The organism is Desulfobulbaceae bacterium DB1 (assembly GCA_001914235.1).
Taxonomy (GTDB): Bacteria; Desulfobacterota; Desulfobulbia; order Desulfobulbales; family SURF-16; genus DB1.
The window spans coordinates 1-17,311 of sequence record MQUF01000011.1; the positions used below are offsets into that span (position 1 = coordinate 1).

The window sequence follows — 17,311 nt, forward strand, 5'->3', positions numbered from 1 at the left end:
GAGCAGATCAACAAGGCCATTCAGCAGCTCGACCAGGTCATCCAGCAGAACGCCGGGGCGGCGGAGGAAATGGCCTCCACCACGGAAGAGCTGTCCAGCCAGGCCGAGCAGCTCAAATCCACCATCGCCTTCTTTACCCTGGACACAGGCAGCAGCCGGCAGCATGCCGCCGCTTCCCGGCCCGGCCCGGCCCGCCAGCTTGCCTTGGGCCATCATGCCGTGGAGCGCCCTGCCCCATCGAAATCCGTCAAGGCGGGTAAAAAAGGCGGCGCCATAAACCTCGACATGGGAGGGCTCGGTGGCGCCGACAACCTCGATGATGATTTTGAAAAATACTGATCAACCGCGCTGAAAGTGTTGAGGCTCTTAGACTATTAGGCTGTCAGACTATCAGGTTGTGGGTTGCGGTTTTTTACACCTAACAGTCTACAGCCTGACAGCCTACCATATAAGGAGGAAATACCATGAGTGTGGCGGCAATTACGGAAACCGTGCAGTACCTGACCTTCAAGCTGGCGGAGGAGGTCTTTGCCCTTGATGTGGCCAAGGTGCGGGAGATATTGGAATTCACCTCGATTACCAAGGTGCCGCAGACACCGGAGTTCATGCGCGGCGTCATCAACCTGCGGGGCAGCGTGGTGCCGGTCATCGACCTGCGGCTTAATTTCGGCATGACCTGCACGGAGCAGACGGTGAACACCTGCATCATCGTGGTGGAGGTGAGCCTGGAAGGCGAAGTCATCGTGCTGGGCGTGCTGGCCGATTCGGTGCAGGAGGTGGTGGAAATGGAGCCGGAACAGATCGAACCGGCCCCCCATATCGGCACGAAGCTGAACACGGAATTCATCAAAGGCATGGGCAAGATCAATAACGATTTCGTCATGATTCTCGACATTGACAAGGTTTTTTCCTCCGAGGATCTGCTGGCGGTGCAGGGCGGCGGCGCGGCATGATAAGCGGGTAACGGTTCGTGCCGGAGGGAGTTGCAAGTTGCGCGCGCGGAAAATCGAAATCGCGCAAAAGACTTCGGAAACACAAAATTCAGAGACAACGAGAGAAGGTGCCATGCTGAAGAACATGAAGATTGGAATGCGGCTGGGATTGGGATTTGCCGCGGTGATAGTTGTTTTTGTCCTGGCCGTGACCGCGACGATCTTGCTGCTCCGGGGAACGGAACACAACACCCGGCAGATGGACAAGGAAACCCTGCCCTTTCTCATGCTGGCCTATGAGTTGGATTTGGCCGTGGTTCAGATCGGCGAGATCCTCACCGACGTGGCTGCGACCCATGACACCGCGGGTCTTGCCGAGGCGGAGAAGGTTGCCGGCACTTTCCGCCAGGGGCTGGGTCGTTTTAAGGAAATGTTCCGGGCGGAAAACGACAATCGAGCCCTGGACGAGGCCGAGGAAACCGAAGTCCTGTTCACCCTTTTTTATGAAAGCGGGGTGAAGCTGGCCAATGTCTATGTCACGGAAGGGCTGGAGGCCGGCAATGCCCTGATGGGTGATTTTGACCGCGCCAGAAGGTCACTTTCTGATGCGGTGGAAAAGCTGCAGACTTTCCATGTCGACGAAGCAAAAGAAAATTCCGGCAATATCCTTGCCTCGTTGGGTCGGGTGCGGCAGGTGCTTTCCTTGAGCAGCATGGTTGCCGTTTTTTTGGGGGTTATCGTCGCCCTGCTCATCATTCGCGCTGTTTTGCGCCAACTGGGAGCCGACCCGCGTGAGTTGGGCGAGGTGGCCGCCTTGGTGGCGGTCGGTGACCTTTCCCGTGAGATCAGACTGAAAACCGACGACACGAACAGCGTCATGGCAGCCATGAAGAAGATGGTGGACACCATCCGCGGCCTGGCGGCGGATGGGGATATGCTGGGCAAGGCCGCCATGGAAGGACGGCTGAATATACGGGCCGATGCGGCACGGCACCAGGGTGATTATCGCAGGCTGATCGAGGGAGTCAACACCATCGTCGACCGCCTGGTGGGATTTCTGGACATTCTGCCGAACCCGGTGATGATCATTGACCGGGATTTCAACGTGCTCTACATGAACAAGGCCGGAGCCGAGGCCGGCGGCAGGAGTCAGCAACAGGTTATCGGCGGCAAATGTTTTGATCACTTCCGAACCAGCGACTGCAAAACCGACCGCTGCGCCTGCGGCCGTGCCCTGTCCACCAATCAGATGGCCGCCAGTGAAACCGACGCCCATCCGGGCGGGCTTAATCTTGACATCGGCTATTTCGGCGTACCGATAAAGGATGACAAGGGGAACACCATTGCCGTCTTCGAGGCGGTGACGGACATGACGGCGGTGAAAAAGGCGGCCCGGGTGGCGGAAAAGCAGGCGGCCTACCAGAACGGTGAGGTAAGCAAGCTGCTTGCCAATCTGGAAATGCTTGCCATCGGCGATCTGGCTGTCACCACCACCGTAGCTGCGGCGGATGAGGACACCCTGGCCATTGCCGATAATTTTGAAAAGATTTGTGGGGCCATTACCCGCAACGTGGTTGCGCTGAAGGAAATCACCGAGAACGCCAAACTGGTCGCCCGGGGCAACCTGATGGTGGAGGTGAAAAAACGCAGCGACAAGGACGAGCTGATGGAGTCGCTGGCCGCCATGGTGGAGAAGCTGCGGGAGGTGGTGCTGGAGGTGCAGGGCGCGGCGGACAATGTCGCCGCAGGCGGCCAGGAGCTTTCCGCCACGGCCCAGCACATGTCCCAGGGCGCCACCGAGCAGGCGGCCAGCGCGGAAGAGATTTCTTCCAGCATGGAGCAGATGGCCTCCAACATCCGCCAGAACACCGACAACGCCATGCAGACGGAAAAGATCGCGGTGAAAAGCGCCACGGACGCCCGGGAAGGGGGCAAGGCGGTGACCGAAACCGTGGCCGCCATGAAGCAGATCGCCACCAAGATCTCCATCATCGAGGAAATCGCCCGGCAAACCAACCTGCTGGCCTTAAACGCCGCCATCGAGGCGGCCCGGGCCGGGGAACACGGCAAGGGATTCGCGGTGGTGGCCTCCGAGGTGCGCAAGCTCGCCGAACGGAGCCAGTCGGCGGCGGGCGAGATCAGCAAACTTTCCACCAGCAGCGTGGCCATTGCCGAGCAGGCGGGCGACATGCTGAACAGGATGCTGCCCGACATCCAGCGTACCGCCGAGCTGGTGCAGGAAATCAGCGCCTCCAGCAAGGAACAGGACTCCGGGGCGGAGCAGATCAATCAGGCCATTCAGCAGCTCGACCAGGTCATCCAGCAGAACGCCGGGGCGGCGGAGGAAATGGCCTCCACCACGGAAGAACTGTCCAGCCAGGCCGAACAGCTCAAATCGACCATTGCCTTCTTTACCCTGGAAACCGACGGCCGAAGGGGGAAGGATGCCGATTCGTCGCGTCACGTCACGGGGCGCCCTCTTGCCATCGGCCACCTTCCCGTCAAACCGGTCAGGTCGGAAAAGAAAAGCGAGGCAATCCACTTGAATATGGGGGGGCCGGCCATCAGTGATCAGCTGGATGACGATTTTGAAAAATATTAATACGGAAAGTGATTCGGGGTGCAGGCGACAATCTGAACCCCGAAAACCTGATTTCTTCAACCCGAAAACGAAACGCCCATGATGACGCCTCACCCCCCGGCCACGATGAAAGAGAAGGAGTTTCAACGGTTCAGCACCTTTATTTTCGACCACGTCGGCATCAGAATGCCGCCCGCCAAGAAAACCATGCTTGAGGCCCGTTTGCAGAAACGGCTCAAGGCTCTTCATATTACCAGTTTCGAGGCTTACAGCGACTTTGTTTTCAGCGCCGAAGGGCAGCGCACGGAGTTGATTCACTTTATTGACGTGGTCACCACCAACAAAACGGATTTTTTCCGGGAACCCGGCCATTTTGATTATCTGACCAAAACCGCCCTGCCGACAATCATGCAGGGGCGCGGGGGCTGTCTGCGGGAACCATTGCGCATCTGGAGCGCCGGTTGCTCCAGCGGGGAGGAGCCCTACACCCTGGCCATGGTCCTGACTGAATTCGCGGCAACGCATCAAGATTTTCGTTTTTCCATCCTCGCTTCGGATATCAGCAGCCGTATCCTGGAGCGAGCCCAAAAGGCGGTTTACACGGAAGACTGCGTTGAGCCTATTGCGCCGGACCTCAAAAAAAAGTATCTTATGCGCAATAAAGACCGGAACAATCCGGTGGTGCGCATCTGTCCCGAGCTGCGTTCCCGGGTTGTCTTCAAAAGAATCAATTTCATGGATGAGGATTTCGGCCTGGCCGAGCCAATGGATATTATCTTCTGCCGTAATGTTGTCATTTATTTCGACAAGCCCACCCAACAAGCCCTGATGCGCAAGTTTCATCATCAATTACGGCCCAACGGTTACCTTTTTCTCGGTCATTCCGAGACCCTGAACGGACTGGACGTTGACTTCCGCGCCGTGTCTTCCACGGTGTACCGGAAAACATGAAAGGCCTTATCGCCTCTCACAGCCGCCATGTTTATCTGAAGCCGGGCGAGGTGTTTGTCTCCCGCCGGCCGGCGCTGGTCAGCACCGTGCTGGGCTCCTGCGTGGCAGTCACCATGTTTTCCCGAGTCTCCGGGGTCGGGGCCATCTGTCATGCCATGCTGCCGGGCATCGTCGCCGGACAAAGCAACGATCTGCGCTATGTCGACAAGGCGATCCGTTACATTTACCGAAAAATCATCGAGTACGGGGCCAAGGATGATCTGGTCATCAAGCTGTTCGGCGGGGCGCAGGTGCTGGCCCTCGGCAACTATTCCGCAACCAGGCAGACCATCGGCGAGCAGAATGTGGCCCGAGCCGGAGAGATCATCGCGCTGCTCGGCCTGACGATTGCCAGTACCGACACCGGCGGTTTGTTCGGCAGGAAACTGTTTTTTTCAACCATCGACGGCTCCGTCTATGTCAGGCGGATGGGGCCCAAGTCCTCCCTGGCATCCGGAGTCAGTGCATGAAGAAGATCAAGGTGCTGGTTGTTGATGATTCGGCCCTGGTGCGGCAAACCCTGTGCGACATTCTCAACTCCGATCCCGGCATCGAGGTGGTGGCCACCGCGGCTGATCCCTTCCTGGCGGCGGAACGGCTGAAAACGGTGGTGCCGGACGTTATCACCCTTGATGTCGAAATGCCGCGCATGGACGGCCTGACCTTTCTGCAGAAAATAATGAGTCAGCATCCCATTCCGGTGGTGATGTGTTCCAGCCTGGCGCAAAGCGGAAGTGAAACGGCGCTCAAGGCCATGGAATACGGAGCGGTTGATATCATCACCAAGCCGAAGATGGGCACCAAGCAGTTCATCGAAGAATCACGGATGATGATATGCGATGCCGTCAAGGGAGCTGCGGCCGCGCGTCTGAGCAGGCGGCCTGAACGGAGTTCGCTGAAGGAGGTGTCGCCGAAATACACCGCTGATGTGATCATGGCCAAACCGACCTCCAAGGCCATGATTCAGACCACGGAAAAGGTGGTGGTGGTGGGCGCCTCAACCGGCGGCACCGAGGCGCTCAAGATTTTTCTGGAGATGCTGCCCGAAGATACTCCCGGCATTGTCATCGTGCAGCATATGCCGGAAAATTTCACCGCCGCCTTTGCCCGGCGTCTCAACTCCATCTGCCGGGTGACCGTCAAGGAGGCGGAGAACAATGATACCGTGGTGCGCGGCCGGGCGCTCATCGCCCCCGGTAATCATCATACCCTGCTCAAGCGCAGCGGCGCGCGCTATTATGTCGAAATCAAGGACGGCCCGCTGGTGTCACGGCATCGCCCCTCGGTGGATGTGCTCTTCCGCTCGGCGGCTCGATACGCCGGCAGGAATGCGGTGGGGGTGATCATGACCGGCATGGGGGACGATGGGGCTCGCGGCATGAAGGAGATGTTTGATGCAGGCGCCGTCAACATCGCCCAGGATGAGGCCACCTGTGTGGTCTATGGGATGCCGCACGAGGCGGTCAAGCATGGCGGGGTGCACAAGATTATGCCGCTGCCGCATATCGCCCCAGAAGTCCTGCTGTTATGCAGCGACTAACCTCAGGGGCAGGGCGATTGATGTTGCGGCGCCGCGGCCCCGGGCCGCGGCGCCTTTCGTTGTCTGAGGAAATCCGTTCGGTCTCTCAGTGCAGGGGGATTTTGGCATCCACTGCCTTCATGATCACATACAATGCATCATAGTCGCTCGGCTGCACAACGGCGAATCCGGTAAGCCCCTTGCCGATTGATGTGTAAACCGCGGGATCCTTCACATTCAGCAATGCCTGCTGGATTTTCTGGAAAGCCGCATCATCGACCTTGGGGCCGGTGACAATGACGTGCTCATACACCGGATCGGACTCGGCGATGATTTTAAGCCCCTTGTCCAGATAGTTGTTTGCCACCGAGGGCTGCATGCCGCCGGCGTCAAATGCCTTGTTCAGCACGCCCAGGGCGACATTGTCGTGGGAGCCGACGAACTGGTATTTCATGCCGTCAAAGATGCCTGCCTGCATGAGCATGTGGGCGGGCATATAGCAGGACAGGGTGGATTCCCGGTCGCCGAAGGCGAAATTTTTGCCCTGCAGATCCTGCAGGGATGTGATCGACGAATCCTGGCGGGCGACGATGACCCCCTTGAAGGTCGGGCTGCCGTTGCTGAGCACTGCGGCGGCGATGCGGATTTTGCCGGGATGTTCCTTGTTTACCATGGCAAACAACGACGGCCCCATGTAGGAAATGTCGATTTCACCGTTGAGCAGTGCCTGCTTGGCCGCCTCATAGTCCTTGGCGCTGCGGAAGGAAACCTCCCCGCCCAGCGCACCTCCGAGATAGTCGCGCAAGGGTTTGAACATCTTGCTCAGCTCGGCCGGATTCTTGAATGGGTGAACACCGAAGACATAGTTCTGCTCCGCCCGGCAGTTGCCGGTGAGCAGCAGAGCAAGGCAGCAGACCATGCCGATAACCACAGTAACTTTTTTCATCTCAACTCTCCTTGTGCATAATAATTTGCAAAACAAAATATCGGCTCCTAAGCGAAATTCCCCTGCTTATTATGCCCACGATATTACTGGATCGGTCAAGGAGTTTTTGATGACGGCACGCCGCGGATTAAAAATCGGTGAACTCATCATCAAAGGGAATCACCTCTTCCGGTTTCTTTGTTTGTTGCGATTGCGCGGCCTTGCTTTTTGGCTTTCCTTTTGCGGAAGGGGCTTCGAGCGCCTGTTGCCCACCAGAGGGTGAGGTGCTTTTTTTGATGCGCTTTTTCGTTTTTTTGTAAGCGGTTTCTTCCTTTTCCCTATCACGGCCGACCATGGAGGTCAATTCCTCCACCATGACCTTCAACTGTTCGGCCTGGGCATTCATTTCTTCCGAAGTGGCGGCCGATTCCTCGGCATTGGCCGCTACCCGCTGCACCACGGTATCCATCTCGGAAATGGCCTTGTTGATCTGTTCAATGCCCTGGGCCTGCTCGCTGGATGCTCCGGCAATTTCCTCCACCAGCTTCGCCACCTTTTGGGAGATATCCATATTCTCGCCAAAGGCCTCCTGGGTGGCCCTGGTCAGTTCATTGCCGTTCTTAACCGCCTTGATGGTGTCGTCAATCAGTCGCGCCGTATTTTTGGCGGCCTCGGCCGCACGCATGGCAAGGTTCCGCACCTCATCGGCCACCACGGCAAATCCGGCACCCGCCTCACCGGCCCGGGCCGCTTCAACCGCGGCATTCAAAGCCAGCAGATTGGTTTGAAAGGCGATCTCGTCTATGGTCTTGATGATCTTGCCGGTTTCTTCACTGGTTCGGTTGATCTCGGCAATGGCTGTTGCCATGTCGCCCATGTGGGTATTGACCTTCTGGACGATGTCGGAGGCGGTTGCCATCATGGCGCGGGCCTGGCCGGCATTGTCGGCATTGGCGCGGGTCATGGATGACAGCTCTTCAATGGAAGCCGATGTCTCCTCGATGGAAGCGGCCTGCTCCGACGCACCCTCCGCCAGGATCTGGCTGGTTGATGCCAGATGGCCGGAACCGTCCGCAACCTGGTCGGCGGCCGCCGACAGCCCGTGAATGATTCCTTTCAATGGCCTGGTTACTCCCCGGCCAAGGGCCCACATGAGAAAAATTCCGGAAAAAAGGCCAAGGCCAACGGCAATCAACAGGGCTGCGACAGCTGTTTGATGAATCGTGAGCGAACTCTGGTGCGCGGCCTCGGACATCTTCAGGTTAATGCCGGTGAGCTGATCAAGGTAATCCCGCATCGCCTCAAATTTTTCCTTGGCCTCGCCTAAAGACAGGGCAAGGGCGACGGCGCGGCTTTCTTCCGTATCGGCCATGCGGCCATCCACCACCCGGCGGGAAACAGCCTGCCATTCTTCCCGTGCCTTTTCAAATTTGGGAAAAATGTCCTTTTCCTCGGCCGTTGCCGCAACCGCCTTGTATTTCTCCCAGCGCTCACCGGCCTGCTGCAGATTTGTTTCGTATTCCTTCACCATGTTTTGAAAAACATCCGACTGGGTATCGGCAAGGATCATGGTGCGTTCCGCCACCAGGAGCTGCTGCATGTCCCGGTCCGCCTCGATCAGATAGTCGATGCCGGGCAGGTTGATCGTGAAGATTTTATTAAGTTGAATCATGATGTTGTTGGTGCTGAGATAGCCGGCCAGGCCGATTACGGCCATGAAGAGAATCATCACGGAAAATCCAAGGATGAGCTGTGTCCCGACCTTGAGTTTTTTAAGCCACTTCATTCAAGCACCTCCCTGAATATTTTTGTATTTGCCGAAGTCGAATCCGCTTCTTTTCGCACGCAGCGCTGTCACTTTGTATTGTTAAATAGTAGGGGAGGAAAGGGCGGAAAGTCAACCGCTGATTTCTCGGGCAGACTGGATTTTCATTTGATGAATATCCCTGGGTGAAAGAAAATGATGAATTATTTTAATGAGTTGTTGAGACGATGCAAGATCGTGCTTGTTTCTTGCCGTCGCCATTGGTAATGGTTGCATTTGAAAATCGCGGCAGGCGGCAGGACCGTGAATTACAAATATCTTCCTTGCCGGGAGCACTGGGGGCGGGAAAACAGCGGGGTCAATACCATGGGCAAACAACGGCAGACATCGACAATCAGACGAAAGATGACACTTCTTAATATCGTGGTTTCCGTCTTTATCGTTTTTTTGGTGGTGGCCTATACCATCCAGTTTTTTTCCATGGAAAAAAATCTTTTTATCCTCGAGGATTTTCATGATCTCTTTGATAACGTGCTGGAGGTTCGCCGCTATGAAAAAAATTATCTGCTGGGGGTCGGTTCGGAAAATATCCACACGATTCTGGAATATCTTGACACAATCGACAAGGACATCGGCAGGCAGGAAGAGGATATTATCCGTGTTGCCGGATGGGAGAAGTTCCAGCAATTTCGTGACACCATGAAAGGGTACCGGGAGATATTCGCCAGTCCGCATTCCGTCGGCGCAGCCAATGCCACAGACGACGAAACGCCGGCGATCGATGCGGTGGGTGTTCGCAACAAAGGCAAGGAGATGGTCGATTTCACCAGGAAGCTTCTCGATGCAAAGCAGCAAAATATCCGCACCAGCCTGAAACTGACGATCATCGGCTTCATTGTTCTTACCGGCGACTTTTTTTTCTTTGTCATCATCGGCTTATATTTCCAGGCAAGAAGTGTTCTCGATCGGATTGCCTTTGTTCAGCAGGCAACCAGCAATGTTCTCAAGGGTAATTTCGAGCCGATTTCCTGCGAGAACGTCAACCAGGATGAAATAACCGATCTCATTCACGCCTTTAATAAAATGGCCTCCGAACTGGAAAACAGGCAGGAACAGCTCATCCAGTCAAGAAAACTTGCATCCATCGGCACGTTTTCATCGGGGATCGCCCATGAACTGAACAACCCCTTGAACAATATTTCCCTGTCGGCCGATACGCTGCGGGAAGAGTATTCCTCCCTCTCGGAGGAAGAGATTCGGGAAATCATCGCAGACATCATCACTCAGACCGACCGGGCCACCGAGGTGGTAAAAAATCTGCTTGATTTCTCGCGGGACCAGCCTCCTTCAACCAAGCCGCTTCATATCAAGCAGATAGTCGCCGCCACCCAGAAACTGATCGCCAACGAACTGCGATTGAAAGCCATCTGGCTGGAGGATTATATTCCGGAGGACCTGCCTCTTGTCATGGGGGACATGCATAAGCTGCAACAGGTTTTTCTCAATCTTTTCGTCAATTCGATTTATGTCATGCCCGATGGCGGATTAATTTTTATTGATGCCAGGGAGGAAAAGAGCGGATATGTCAGGGTCAACGTCAGCGACACCGGCACCGGCATTGAACCGGAAAAGGTAAAACATATTTTTGATCCGTTTTTTACGACCAAGGAGGTGGGGAAGGGCACCGGCCTTGGCCTCTCCATTGTTTATGGTATAGTGAAAAAACATGGGGGCTACATTGAAGTGAAAAGTAAAATGAATGTCGGCACCATGTTTTCGATTTATCTGCCCATGGCCTCCGCGGCTCAAGCAAGCGATCAAATCAGTTCAAGGGAACAAAAGAACGCGAACCTGTCGTAACGTTGAAAGAAGGGATACCGAACATGATGCGCGTCGCTGTTATCGATGATGAAAAAATAAGCGCCCAACTGGTCAAGCGGGTGCTTGACCAGGAAGGATTTGAGGTGGAGATATTTCATGCCGGCACGCCATTCCTGGCCCGCATGCAGCAGAATCCTTTTCACATCGTCTTTATTGATCTCCAGCTGCCCGACGTTGACGGCCTGACCATCCTCAACAAGGTGAAAAGATTCCGAGAGGATACGGAGGCGATCATCATCACCGGGCATGGCTCGGTGGAAACCGCTTTGGCGGCGACTGAAAAAGGGGCCTTTCACTATATCAACAAACCCTGCAAACGTCATGATATCCGCCTCCTCGCCCAGCGCGTTCGGGAAAAGATCGAACTGCTGGAGGAAAATCGAAAACTGAAAACAGCCATGACCAAGGAGGGGGTTATTCCTGGTTTCATCGGTGTCAGCCCCCCCATGCAGAATATATTCGCCATGATCAGGAAACTGGCGGTGGTGAACTGCAATGTCCTGCTGCAGGCCGAAACCGGCACCGGCAAACAGATGGCGGCAAGGGCCATTCACGCCCTGAGTCCCCGCAGGGATCAGCCCTTTGTTTATTTCAATTGCGGCGGCTTTACCGAGGAATTGATCAGCAGCGAACTGTTCGGGCATGAAAAGGGGGCGTTCACCGGTGCCGCGACCAGCAAGGCCGGCCTGTTTGAAACGGCAAGCGGCGGCACCGTGTTGCTTGATGAGATCGGCGAGATGCCCTCTTCCATGCAGGTCAAGCTTCTCCACGTCTTGCAGGAGCGTCAGATCCTGCGGGTGGGCGGCACACGTCCCATTGATCTTGATATCCGCATCATTGCCGCCACCAATAAAAACCTGGAGGAGGCCGTCAAGGCGGGAAAATTCCGGGAGGATCTCTATTTTCGGCTTAACGTGGTCGGCCTCCATCTGCCTCGCCTGGCCGACCGCGGTGATGATATCCCGCTTCTCGTCTCGCACTTTATCGACAAATTCAACCTGGCCTTCAATAAACGGGTGAAGCGCGTTTCTCCCCAGGTCATGGAAACCTTATCCGCATATGGGTATCCCGGCAATGTCCGCGAACTGGAAAATATTATCCAGCGCGCGGTGGCGCTCACGGACAGCGAAGAGATCCGCCTGCGTGACCTTCCTGCCGGCCTGCGGCAATCCGCGGCGGGCGGGGATGACGGCGAATCGCTGCTTTCCCTGGAGGATGTGGAAAGGCGGCATATCGAGACCGTGCTGGATAAAACCAACTACAATAAAAATCTGGCGAGCATGATCCTTCATCTGCCCCGGACAACCCTCTGGCGGCGGATGAAAAAATACCATTTGCTGAAACCGGGGGACGAGGATGGTGAATAATCCTTTATTCGCTTTTCGCCTTTTTCAATATGAAACATAATGGGCCGTGGTTACGGTTCGCCCGGTCGCGCCGGTCGCGCAATGTATCTCCAGGGTATTTCATATTGAAACATCACTGTTTTTGCGGTCATTTTTTCTTTTTTCTGTAAATTTAGATAGTTAGCGGCATTTTAACGTGTTTTTTGCGATCTTGTTTCGGATTGAAACAGCGTGCAATGCTTCCTGTGCAAGCGCTTTCGTGTCGTTTTGCATAGAAATGACGTAATAACAACGAAATAAGTTTTCCGGCCTTTCCTGCGGCGTGGTCCGCAGTCTGATTTTCTTTCCCTCGTCTGTTTCTCAAACATCCTGTTGGTTAAATTTCTGTTTTCTTCAACTGCTTGAAATCAAAAAATATTTTTTGCGTGTTCCCGGCGCCGGCTGTTTATTTTTCCGCCGTGGCATTGACTTTGCTCAAAGGGCATGGCGAAAGGCGCTGGAACACCGGCAAGGATGCAAAAGGAAAATTCAATCAGGTTCAACAGAGGAAAAAGGAGAGAGAAAAAATGTGGCACATGTACCTTCCCATTGCGGGAAACAGCGTAAACATCCTGACCATTTTCGGTCTTGGAGGTTTTGTCGGATTATTGTCGGGGATATTCGGTGTCGGGGGCGGTTTTCTTATGACCCCGCTGCTCATGATGTTCGGCATTCCGGCCACCGTGGCAGCGGCCTCGGACTCAAATCAGATCGTCGGTGCTTCGACCTCGGGCACCCTTGCCCATTGGCGGCTCGGCAATGTTGACGTGAAGATGGGCCTGCTGCTCCTGATCGGCGGCATTGTCGGCGGGACCTTCGGGGTGCAGATCATCAAGGTGTTGCGCGCCATGGGCAATGCCGATTTTTTGATCAGCATCACCTATGTGCTGATGCTTGGCGGTGTCGGCGGCTATATGTTCATTGAAAGTTTGCAGTCCATGAAAAAGGAGAAAGCCCCGGGAAAGGTCGAGGCGGCACCCAAAAAACAGTCCGGCTATGCGCTGCTGCTGAAAAAATTGCCTCTGCAGAGCCGGTTTGACAAATCAGGCGCGGAACTGTCAATGCTGATACCGCTCTTTTTCGGTGTCCTGGTCGGTATTCTGGCGGCGATCATGGGCGTCGGCGGCGGATTTATCATGGTGCCGGTGATGGTTTATCTCCTGCGAATGCCGATGCACGTCGTTGTCGGCACCAGCCTTTTTCAGATTCTTTTTACCTGCGTCAACGTCACCATCATGCAGGCCAAGAGCAACCATACGGTGGATTTCATTCTGGCTGTTCTGCTGCTGCTCGGGTCCACCATCGGCGCCCAGGTCGGCACCAAGGTCAGTAAGAAACTGAAAGGCGATCAGTTGAAGATCCTGCTCGCCGGTCTGGTATTGCTGGTTTGCGTGAAAATGCTGGCCGGATTGCTTTTACCCCCGGATTTTATGATAGCCATGAAAGGAGGACATTAATATGAAGAATTTCCACATTCTGTTTTTGCTGTTTCTGTTCGGCATCGTCGGGCAGCGGGCTGAAAACGCCGTTGCCGCCGAACCGCTTTTGAACCTTGAGCCGGGGGTTGTCGAAATGAGCACGTTTTACAACGGCACCACGGTTTCGGTCAGCGGGATGATTCCCGCCGGGGCCGAGGCGGTGGTGCGGCTCAGCGGCGAACCGGAAGAGCTGCATTTGAAGAAAAAAGGCAAGGTCGGCGGACTGTTGTGGATGAATACCGGCGATCTGACATTTGATAACGCCCCCAGGGTCTACAAACTGTTTACCGCCAAGGGCTTCGATGATCTGGAGGCCTCCGGCGCCGGGGATTTCGGTTTTGCCGCCCTGAAAAACCGGATCAAAATAACGCCGGCGTCGGCGGAAAATGATTTTTTTCTGCAGGAATTCATTCGCCTCAAGGAACACGAGTCGCTTTATGCCGTAATGCCCGGCAGTGTCAGCTACGGCAAGGAAGAGGGCGGCATGAAATCGTATCAGGCAACCCTGCCCATTCCTCCGGGAATGAAGCCGGGAAGCTACAATGTCGAGATTGCGGCGGTGCGTGACGGCGCAATTGTCGCTACCGCGGCCGAACCTTTGGTGCTCGAACTGGTCAGTCTGCCGAGCCGGTTGTCGAAAATGGCTTTCGGGCACGCCCTATGGTACGGGGTCATGTCGGTCATGATAGCGGTCATGGCCGGACTGCTGATGGGAACCCTGTTCAGGGGCAAGGGCGGAGCACACTGAGCCATGGAGAAAGCGGATGATCAGGGCAACGGAATTTCCCGGAGACGGTTTTTGGGGCAAGCGCTTCCCACCGGGAAAAGGAGCTGATTTTTTTCCGATGAAGAAGGCGATGGAGAAGATCAGACGTCTGCTGGCACAGGGCGGGACGGAAACAGCCGCCGTGCCGTTTCCGGTCCTGTTCAGCAGATTTCAGGAAATTCTGGCGATGAACAATGAGGTGCTGGAGTTGATTGCCGAGGCAAATGACAAACTCGGCGGCAATTACATCTTTGACCGGCATTACATTGAAACCGCCTGTCAAGGCATATCCGGACTGGTGCGGAACCTTGTCCTCAATCTTGACGCCATGGCGCCGCGGAAATTTCTGTCCCTGCATGATGCTTTTCGCCGGATAGAGCGGGAGATCGAAAAGGATCTGCAGGGCAGGCGTCACTGTCCGGTTGCGGATTTTGTCCTGCCGTACGAAGATATTGAACGGGATTTTTCCGAGGCGGTGGGCGGAAAGAATGCAAGCCTTGCGGAACTGAGGAAATTCCTCGGTCTGCCGGTCCCGGCGGGTTTTGCCGTAACCACCGCCGCCTATTTCGCTTTCATGGACAAAAACGGGCTGCAGCAAAAGGTTGACCGGATACTGGCGTCATGGCGGGATGGTCGGACGCCGCTTGCCCGGGCCGCGGACAATATCGGCAAACTCATCATGGCGAGTCCCTTGCCGCCCGGCGTGGAAAAAGCACTTTCCAGCGCCGTGGCGAAGCTTGAGGGGAATCATGCCGCCCCATGTTTCTTGGCAATTCGCAGCAGTGCCTGGGGGGAAGATGGCGAACGCAGTTTTGCCGGCCAGTATCAGAGTTTTCTCAATGTTCCGGCAACGGAGATCGGCAATGCCTACCGCCGGGTGGTGGCAGGTGCCTTCAGTGAAAACGCCCTGGCGTACCGGCGGAAGATCGGCTTTGACGAAAATGAGGTGGCAATGGCCGTGGCCTGCCAGAAAATGATCGATGCCGACGCCAGCGGCGTGCTCTATACCCTTGATCCCGGCACCGGGCTGGGAGCGGGGATGGTGCTCAGTGCCACCTGGGGCCTTGGCGCTCCGGTGGTTTCGGGTCGGGCCCGTGCCGACCGGTTTGTCGTTGACAGGCATGCGCCTCATTCGGTACGGGAGATGCATCTGGTGCGTAAGGAAACGGCGCTTCATCTTTCGGCAGCCGGCGGGACCGAGGCGCGGCCGGTGGCGGAAAAGGGACAGACCATGCCGTGTCTGAACAGGAATCAGATCCGCCAGGTGGCGGAAACGGGACTCTTGATCGAGAAGTATTTCAAGAAACCACAGGATATCGAATTCGCTTTTGACGCGAAGGGGAAACTGGTAATCCTGCAGGCCAGGCCGTTGCAGATACGGCCGCCCGCGGCTGCAAAAGCGGGTGAACTTTCCCGGCTGCTCAGCCGCTATCCGGTGATTTTCCGCGATCAGGGCGAGATTGCCCAGAAAGGTATCGGGACGGGCCGCGTCTTTCTGCTCAACGACGAAACAAAGCTTGACGATTTTCCCGATGGTGCGGTTCTGGTGGCACGTTTTGCATCGCCGCGGCTGGCAAAAGTGATGACAAGGGCAAGTGCGCTTGTCACGGACATCGGCGCGACCACCGGCCATCTGGCGACGGTTGCCAGGGAATTCCGCGTTCCATGCATCGTCAATACCGGCAACGGCTCATCCCTTTTGCAATCCGGGCAGGAGATCACCGTCGATGCCGAGGACAATATCATCTATCAGGGGCTGGTGCACGAACTCAGTCTCTACGGGTTGACCGGGGAAGACATTGAAGAAACTTCGGAATACAGACTGTTGCGTCGCGTGCTGAAAAATATCGCGCCGCTTCATCTGCTGGACCCGGCGGAAAAGAATTTCAGCCCGGAGGCCTGCCGCACCCTGCATGATATTACGCGTTTCGTGCACGAAAAGGCGGTTGAGGAACTGATTGACAGAAATTATTATCAGCCGCATCAGGCAGATACCGCTGCCGGCAAACTGCAATGGAATATTCCCCTTGATCTGATGCTGATCGATGTCGACGGCGGACTGGCGCCCGGTTTCAGGAAAGGGAAGGTGCCGCCGGAAGCGATTGTTTCCCTGCCGATGCGCTATCTGCTGAAGGGGCTCGCACATCCCAGGGCCTGGAACAATGAGCCCATGTCGGTTGATCTGGGAAGCTTCATGTCCAGTCTGACCAGGACGATTTCGCCTGAACTGTCGTCACCCAGGCAGGTGGGGCGGAATCTGGCGGTCATTTCGAAAGAATATGCCAATGTCAGTCTGCGGCTGGGGTATCATTTCACCATGATTGACAGTTATATATCGAAAAACATGAACGACAATTATGCCTATTTTCGTTTTTTCGGCGGGGTGACTGATCCGACTCGCCGATCACGGAGGGCGAAATTTCTCGGCGGTGTCCTGTCGCGCCATGATTTTCGCGTCGAGTTGCGCGGTGATTTGGTGGTGGCCAGAATCAAGAAGCTGGATGAGGCCGGCATGCTGCAGCGGCTCTTTGTTCTCGGCCTGCTGGTCGGTTTTACCCGGCAGCTTGATGTCAGGATGGTGAGCGAGCAACATATTGAAGTATATATCGATAAATTCAATCAGCTTCTTGAGGGGAAGATATGAATACTCAGCAACAGACAAGCATTCTGATTCTGGATGATGAACCTATTGTCAGCAAGCGTCTTAAGCCGTCCTTGGAGAAAAAGGGATATGAGGTGGAGACGTTTACCAACAGCATGGATGCCTTGAAGCGGACCCGGCAGCGGACCTTTGATATCGTCATTACGGATCTGAAAATGGAAGGACTGGATGGCATGGAGTTTCTCGGCGAGGTCAAAAAAAAATCTCCGGATACCGAGGTTATCGTCATCACCGGATTTGCCACCATGGAAACCGCCAAGAAGTCATTTCAGCAAGGCGTTTTTGATTTTCTCGCCAAACCGTTCAAGCTGGGGGAAATCAGCGAGGTTATCGGCAAGGCGGAGCAAAAAATAATGGCCGGGCGGTAAAGAGGTCCATTTTCAAATCACGCCGCATGATCGTCATGCGGTGTCAACCAAAAAGGGGA

13 protein-coding genes and 2 pseudogenes are annotated in these 17,311 nt (G+C 55.4%); 13 read left to right on the forward strand and 2 right to left on the reverse strand.

The annotated features are described in order from the left end of the window. From BM485_10620 to BM485_10650, 7 genes and pseudogenes are all read left to right on the forward strand, one after another. Window positions 1-339 (forward strand): hypothetical protein (locus BM485_10620; GenBank protein ID OKY74895.1); only part of this gene is annotated, 339 nt, incomplete at its 5' end. Between the two features lie 125 nt (window positions 340-464). After that, window positions 465-953 carry a chemotaxis protein CheW gene (locus BM485_10625; protein ID OKY74896.1) on the forward strand — a complete coding sequence of 163 codons (489 nt, stop codon included), beginning with the start codon at window positions 465-467 and terminating at the stop codon, window positions 951-953. Between the two features lie 1,060 nt (window positions 954-2,013). Next, a pseudogene (locus BM485_10630) lies at window positions 2,014-2,316 on the forward strand (hypothetical protein). A 186-nt stretch (window positions 2,317-2,502) separates the two neighbouring features. Beyond that, window positions 2,503-3,534: pseudogene (locus tag BM485_10635) on the forward strand (chemotaxis protein). Between the two features lie 78 nt (window positions 3,535-3,612). Further along, window positions 3,613-4,464 (forward strand): chemotaxis protein CheR, encoded by an 852-nt coding sequence (locus tag BM485_10640; protein OKY74897.1) that lies wholly within the window; start codon window positions 3,613-3,615, stop codon window positions 4,462-4,464. Next, window positions 4,461-4,973 (forward strand): hypothetical protein, encoded by a 513-nt coding sequence (locus BM485_10645; protein OKY74898.1) that lies wholly within the window; start codon window positions 4,461-4,463, stop codon window positions 4,971-4,973. Before BM485_10640 ends, BM485_10645 begins: the two co-directional genes overlap by 4 nt. Further along, complete coding sequence (locus BM485_10650; GenBank protein OKY74899.1) at window positions 4,970-6,043, forward strand: chemotaxis response regulator protein-glutamate methylesterase; 1,074 nt, start codon at window positions 4,970-4,972, stop codon at window positions 6,041-6,043. The genes BM485_10645 and BM485_10650 overlap by 4 nt, the downstream gene beginning before the upstream one ends. Window positions 6,044-6,128: 85 nt before the next feature. Here the strand turns inward: BM485_10650 and BM485_10655 are convergent, their stop codons facing one another. Continuing rightward, window positions 6,129-6,968 carry a hypothetical protein gene (locus tag BM485_10655; GenBank protein OKY74900.1) on the reverse strand — a complete coding sequence of 280 codons (840 nt, stop codon included), beginning with the start codon at window positions 6,966-6,968 and terminating at the stop codon, window positions 6,129-6,131. A gap of 127 nt (window positions 6,969-7,095) precedes the next feature. Next, the gene (locus BM485_10660) at window positions 7,096-8,733 is read right to left on the reverse strand and encodes a hypothetical protein (protein ID OKY74901.1); all 1,638 of its coding nucleotides are present in this window, start codon (window positions 8,731-8,733) and stop codon (window positions 7,096-7,098) included. 345 nt (window positions 8,734-9,078) lie between these two features. Here BM485_10660 and BM485_10665 point away from each other — a divergent pair, with 345 nt between their 5' ends. The 6 genes from BM485_10665 to BM485_10690 all read left to right on the forward strand — a co-directional run bounded on the left by BM485_10665 (window position 9,079) and on the right by BM485_10690 (window position 17,252). Continuing rightward, a complete protein-coding gene (locus tag BM485_10665) occupies window positions 9,079-10,572 on the forward strand; it encodes a hypothetical protein (protein OKY75003.1) in 1,494 nt (497 codons plus the stop codon). A gap of 23 nt (window positions 10,573-10,595) precedes the next feature. Continuing rightward, window positions 10,596-11,960 (forward strand): Fis family transcriptional regulator, encoded by a 1,365-nt coding sequence (locus BM485_10670; GenBank protein ID OKY74902.1) that lies wholly within the window; start codon window positions 10,596-10,598, stop codon window positions 11,958-11,960. Between the two features lie 545 nt (window positions 11,961-12,505). Continuing rightward, a complete protein-coding gene (locus tag BM485_10675; GenBank protein OKY75004.1) occupies window positions 12,506-13,435 on the forward strand; it encodes a permease in 930 nt (309 codons plus the stop codon). A gap of 1 nt (window position 13,436) precedes the next feature. Further along, window positions 13,437-14,204: a hypothetical protein gene (locus BM485_10680; protein OKY74903.1), complete on the forward strand. Its 768-nt coding sequence runs from the start codon at window positions 13,437-13,439 to the stop codon at window positions 14,202-14,204. Window positions 14,205-14,301: 97 nt separating this feature from the next. Continuing rightward, entirely contained in the window at window positions 14,302-16,866 is a 2,565-nt protein-coding gene (locus BM485_10685; protein ID OKY75005.1) for a hypothetical protein, read from the forward strand. Next, the gene (locus BM485_10690; protein OKY74904.1) at window positions 16,863-17,252 is read left to right on the forward strand and encodes a response regulator; all 390 of its coding nucleotides are present in this window, start codon (window positions 16,863-16,865) and stop codon (window positions 17,250-17,252) included. Before BM485_10685 ends, BM485_10690 begins: the two co-directional genes overlap by 4 nt. Window positions 17,253-17,311 lie beyond the last annotated feature (59 nt).

Coding starts and splice junctions, on each gene's coding strand:
- BM485_10625 (OKY74896.1), top strand. CDS start 465: ATGAGTGTGGCGGCAATTACGGAAACCGTGCAGTACCTGACCTTCAAG.
- BM485_10640 (OKY74897.1), top strand. CDS start 3,613: ATGATGACGCCTCACCCCCCGGCCACGATGAAAGAGAAGGAGTTTCAA.
- BM485_10645 (OKY74898.1), top strand. CDS start 4,461: ATGAAAGGCCTTATCGCCTCTCACAGCCGCCATGTTTATCTGAAGCCG.
- BM485_10650 (OKY74899.1), top strand. CDS start 4,970: ATGAAGAAGATCAAGGTGCTGGTTGTTGATGATTCGGCCCTGGTGCGG.
- BM485_10655 (OKY74900.1), bottom strand. CDS start 6,968: ATGAAAAAAGTTACTGTGGTTATCGGCATGGTCTGCTGCCTTGCTCTG.
- BM485_10660 (OKY74901.1), bottom strand. CDS start 8,733: ATGAAGTGGCTTAAAAAACTCAAGGTCGGGACACAGCTCATCCTTGGA.
- BM485_10665 (OKY75003.1), top strand. CDS start 9,079: ATGGGCAAACAACGGCAGACATCGACAATCAGACGAAAGATGACACTT.
- BM485_10670 (OKY74902.1), top strand. CDS start 10,596: ATGATGCGCGTCGCTGTTATCGATGATGAAAAAATAAGCGCCCAACTG.
- BM485_10675 (OKY75004.1), top strand. CDS start 12,506: ATGTGGCACATGTACCTTCCCATTGCGGGAAACAGCGTAAACATCCTG.
- BM485_10680 (OKY74903.1), top strand. CDS start 13,437: ATGAAGAATTTCCACATTCTGTTTTTGCTGTTTCTGTTCGGCATCGTC.
- BM485_10685 (OKY75005.1), top strand. CDS start 14,302: ATGAAGAAGGCGATGGAGAAGATCAGACGTCTGCTGGCACAGGGCGGG.
- BM485_10690 (OKY74904.1), top strand. CDS start 16,863: ATGAATACTCAGCAACAGACAAGCATTCTGATTCTGGATGATGAACCT.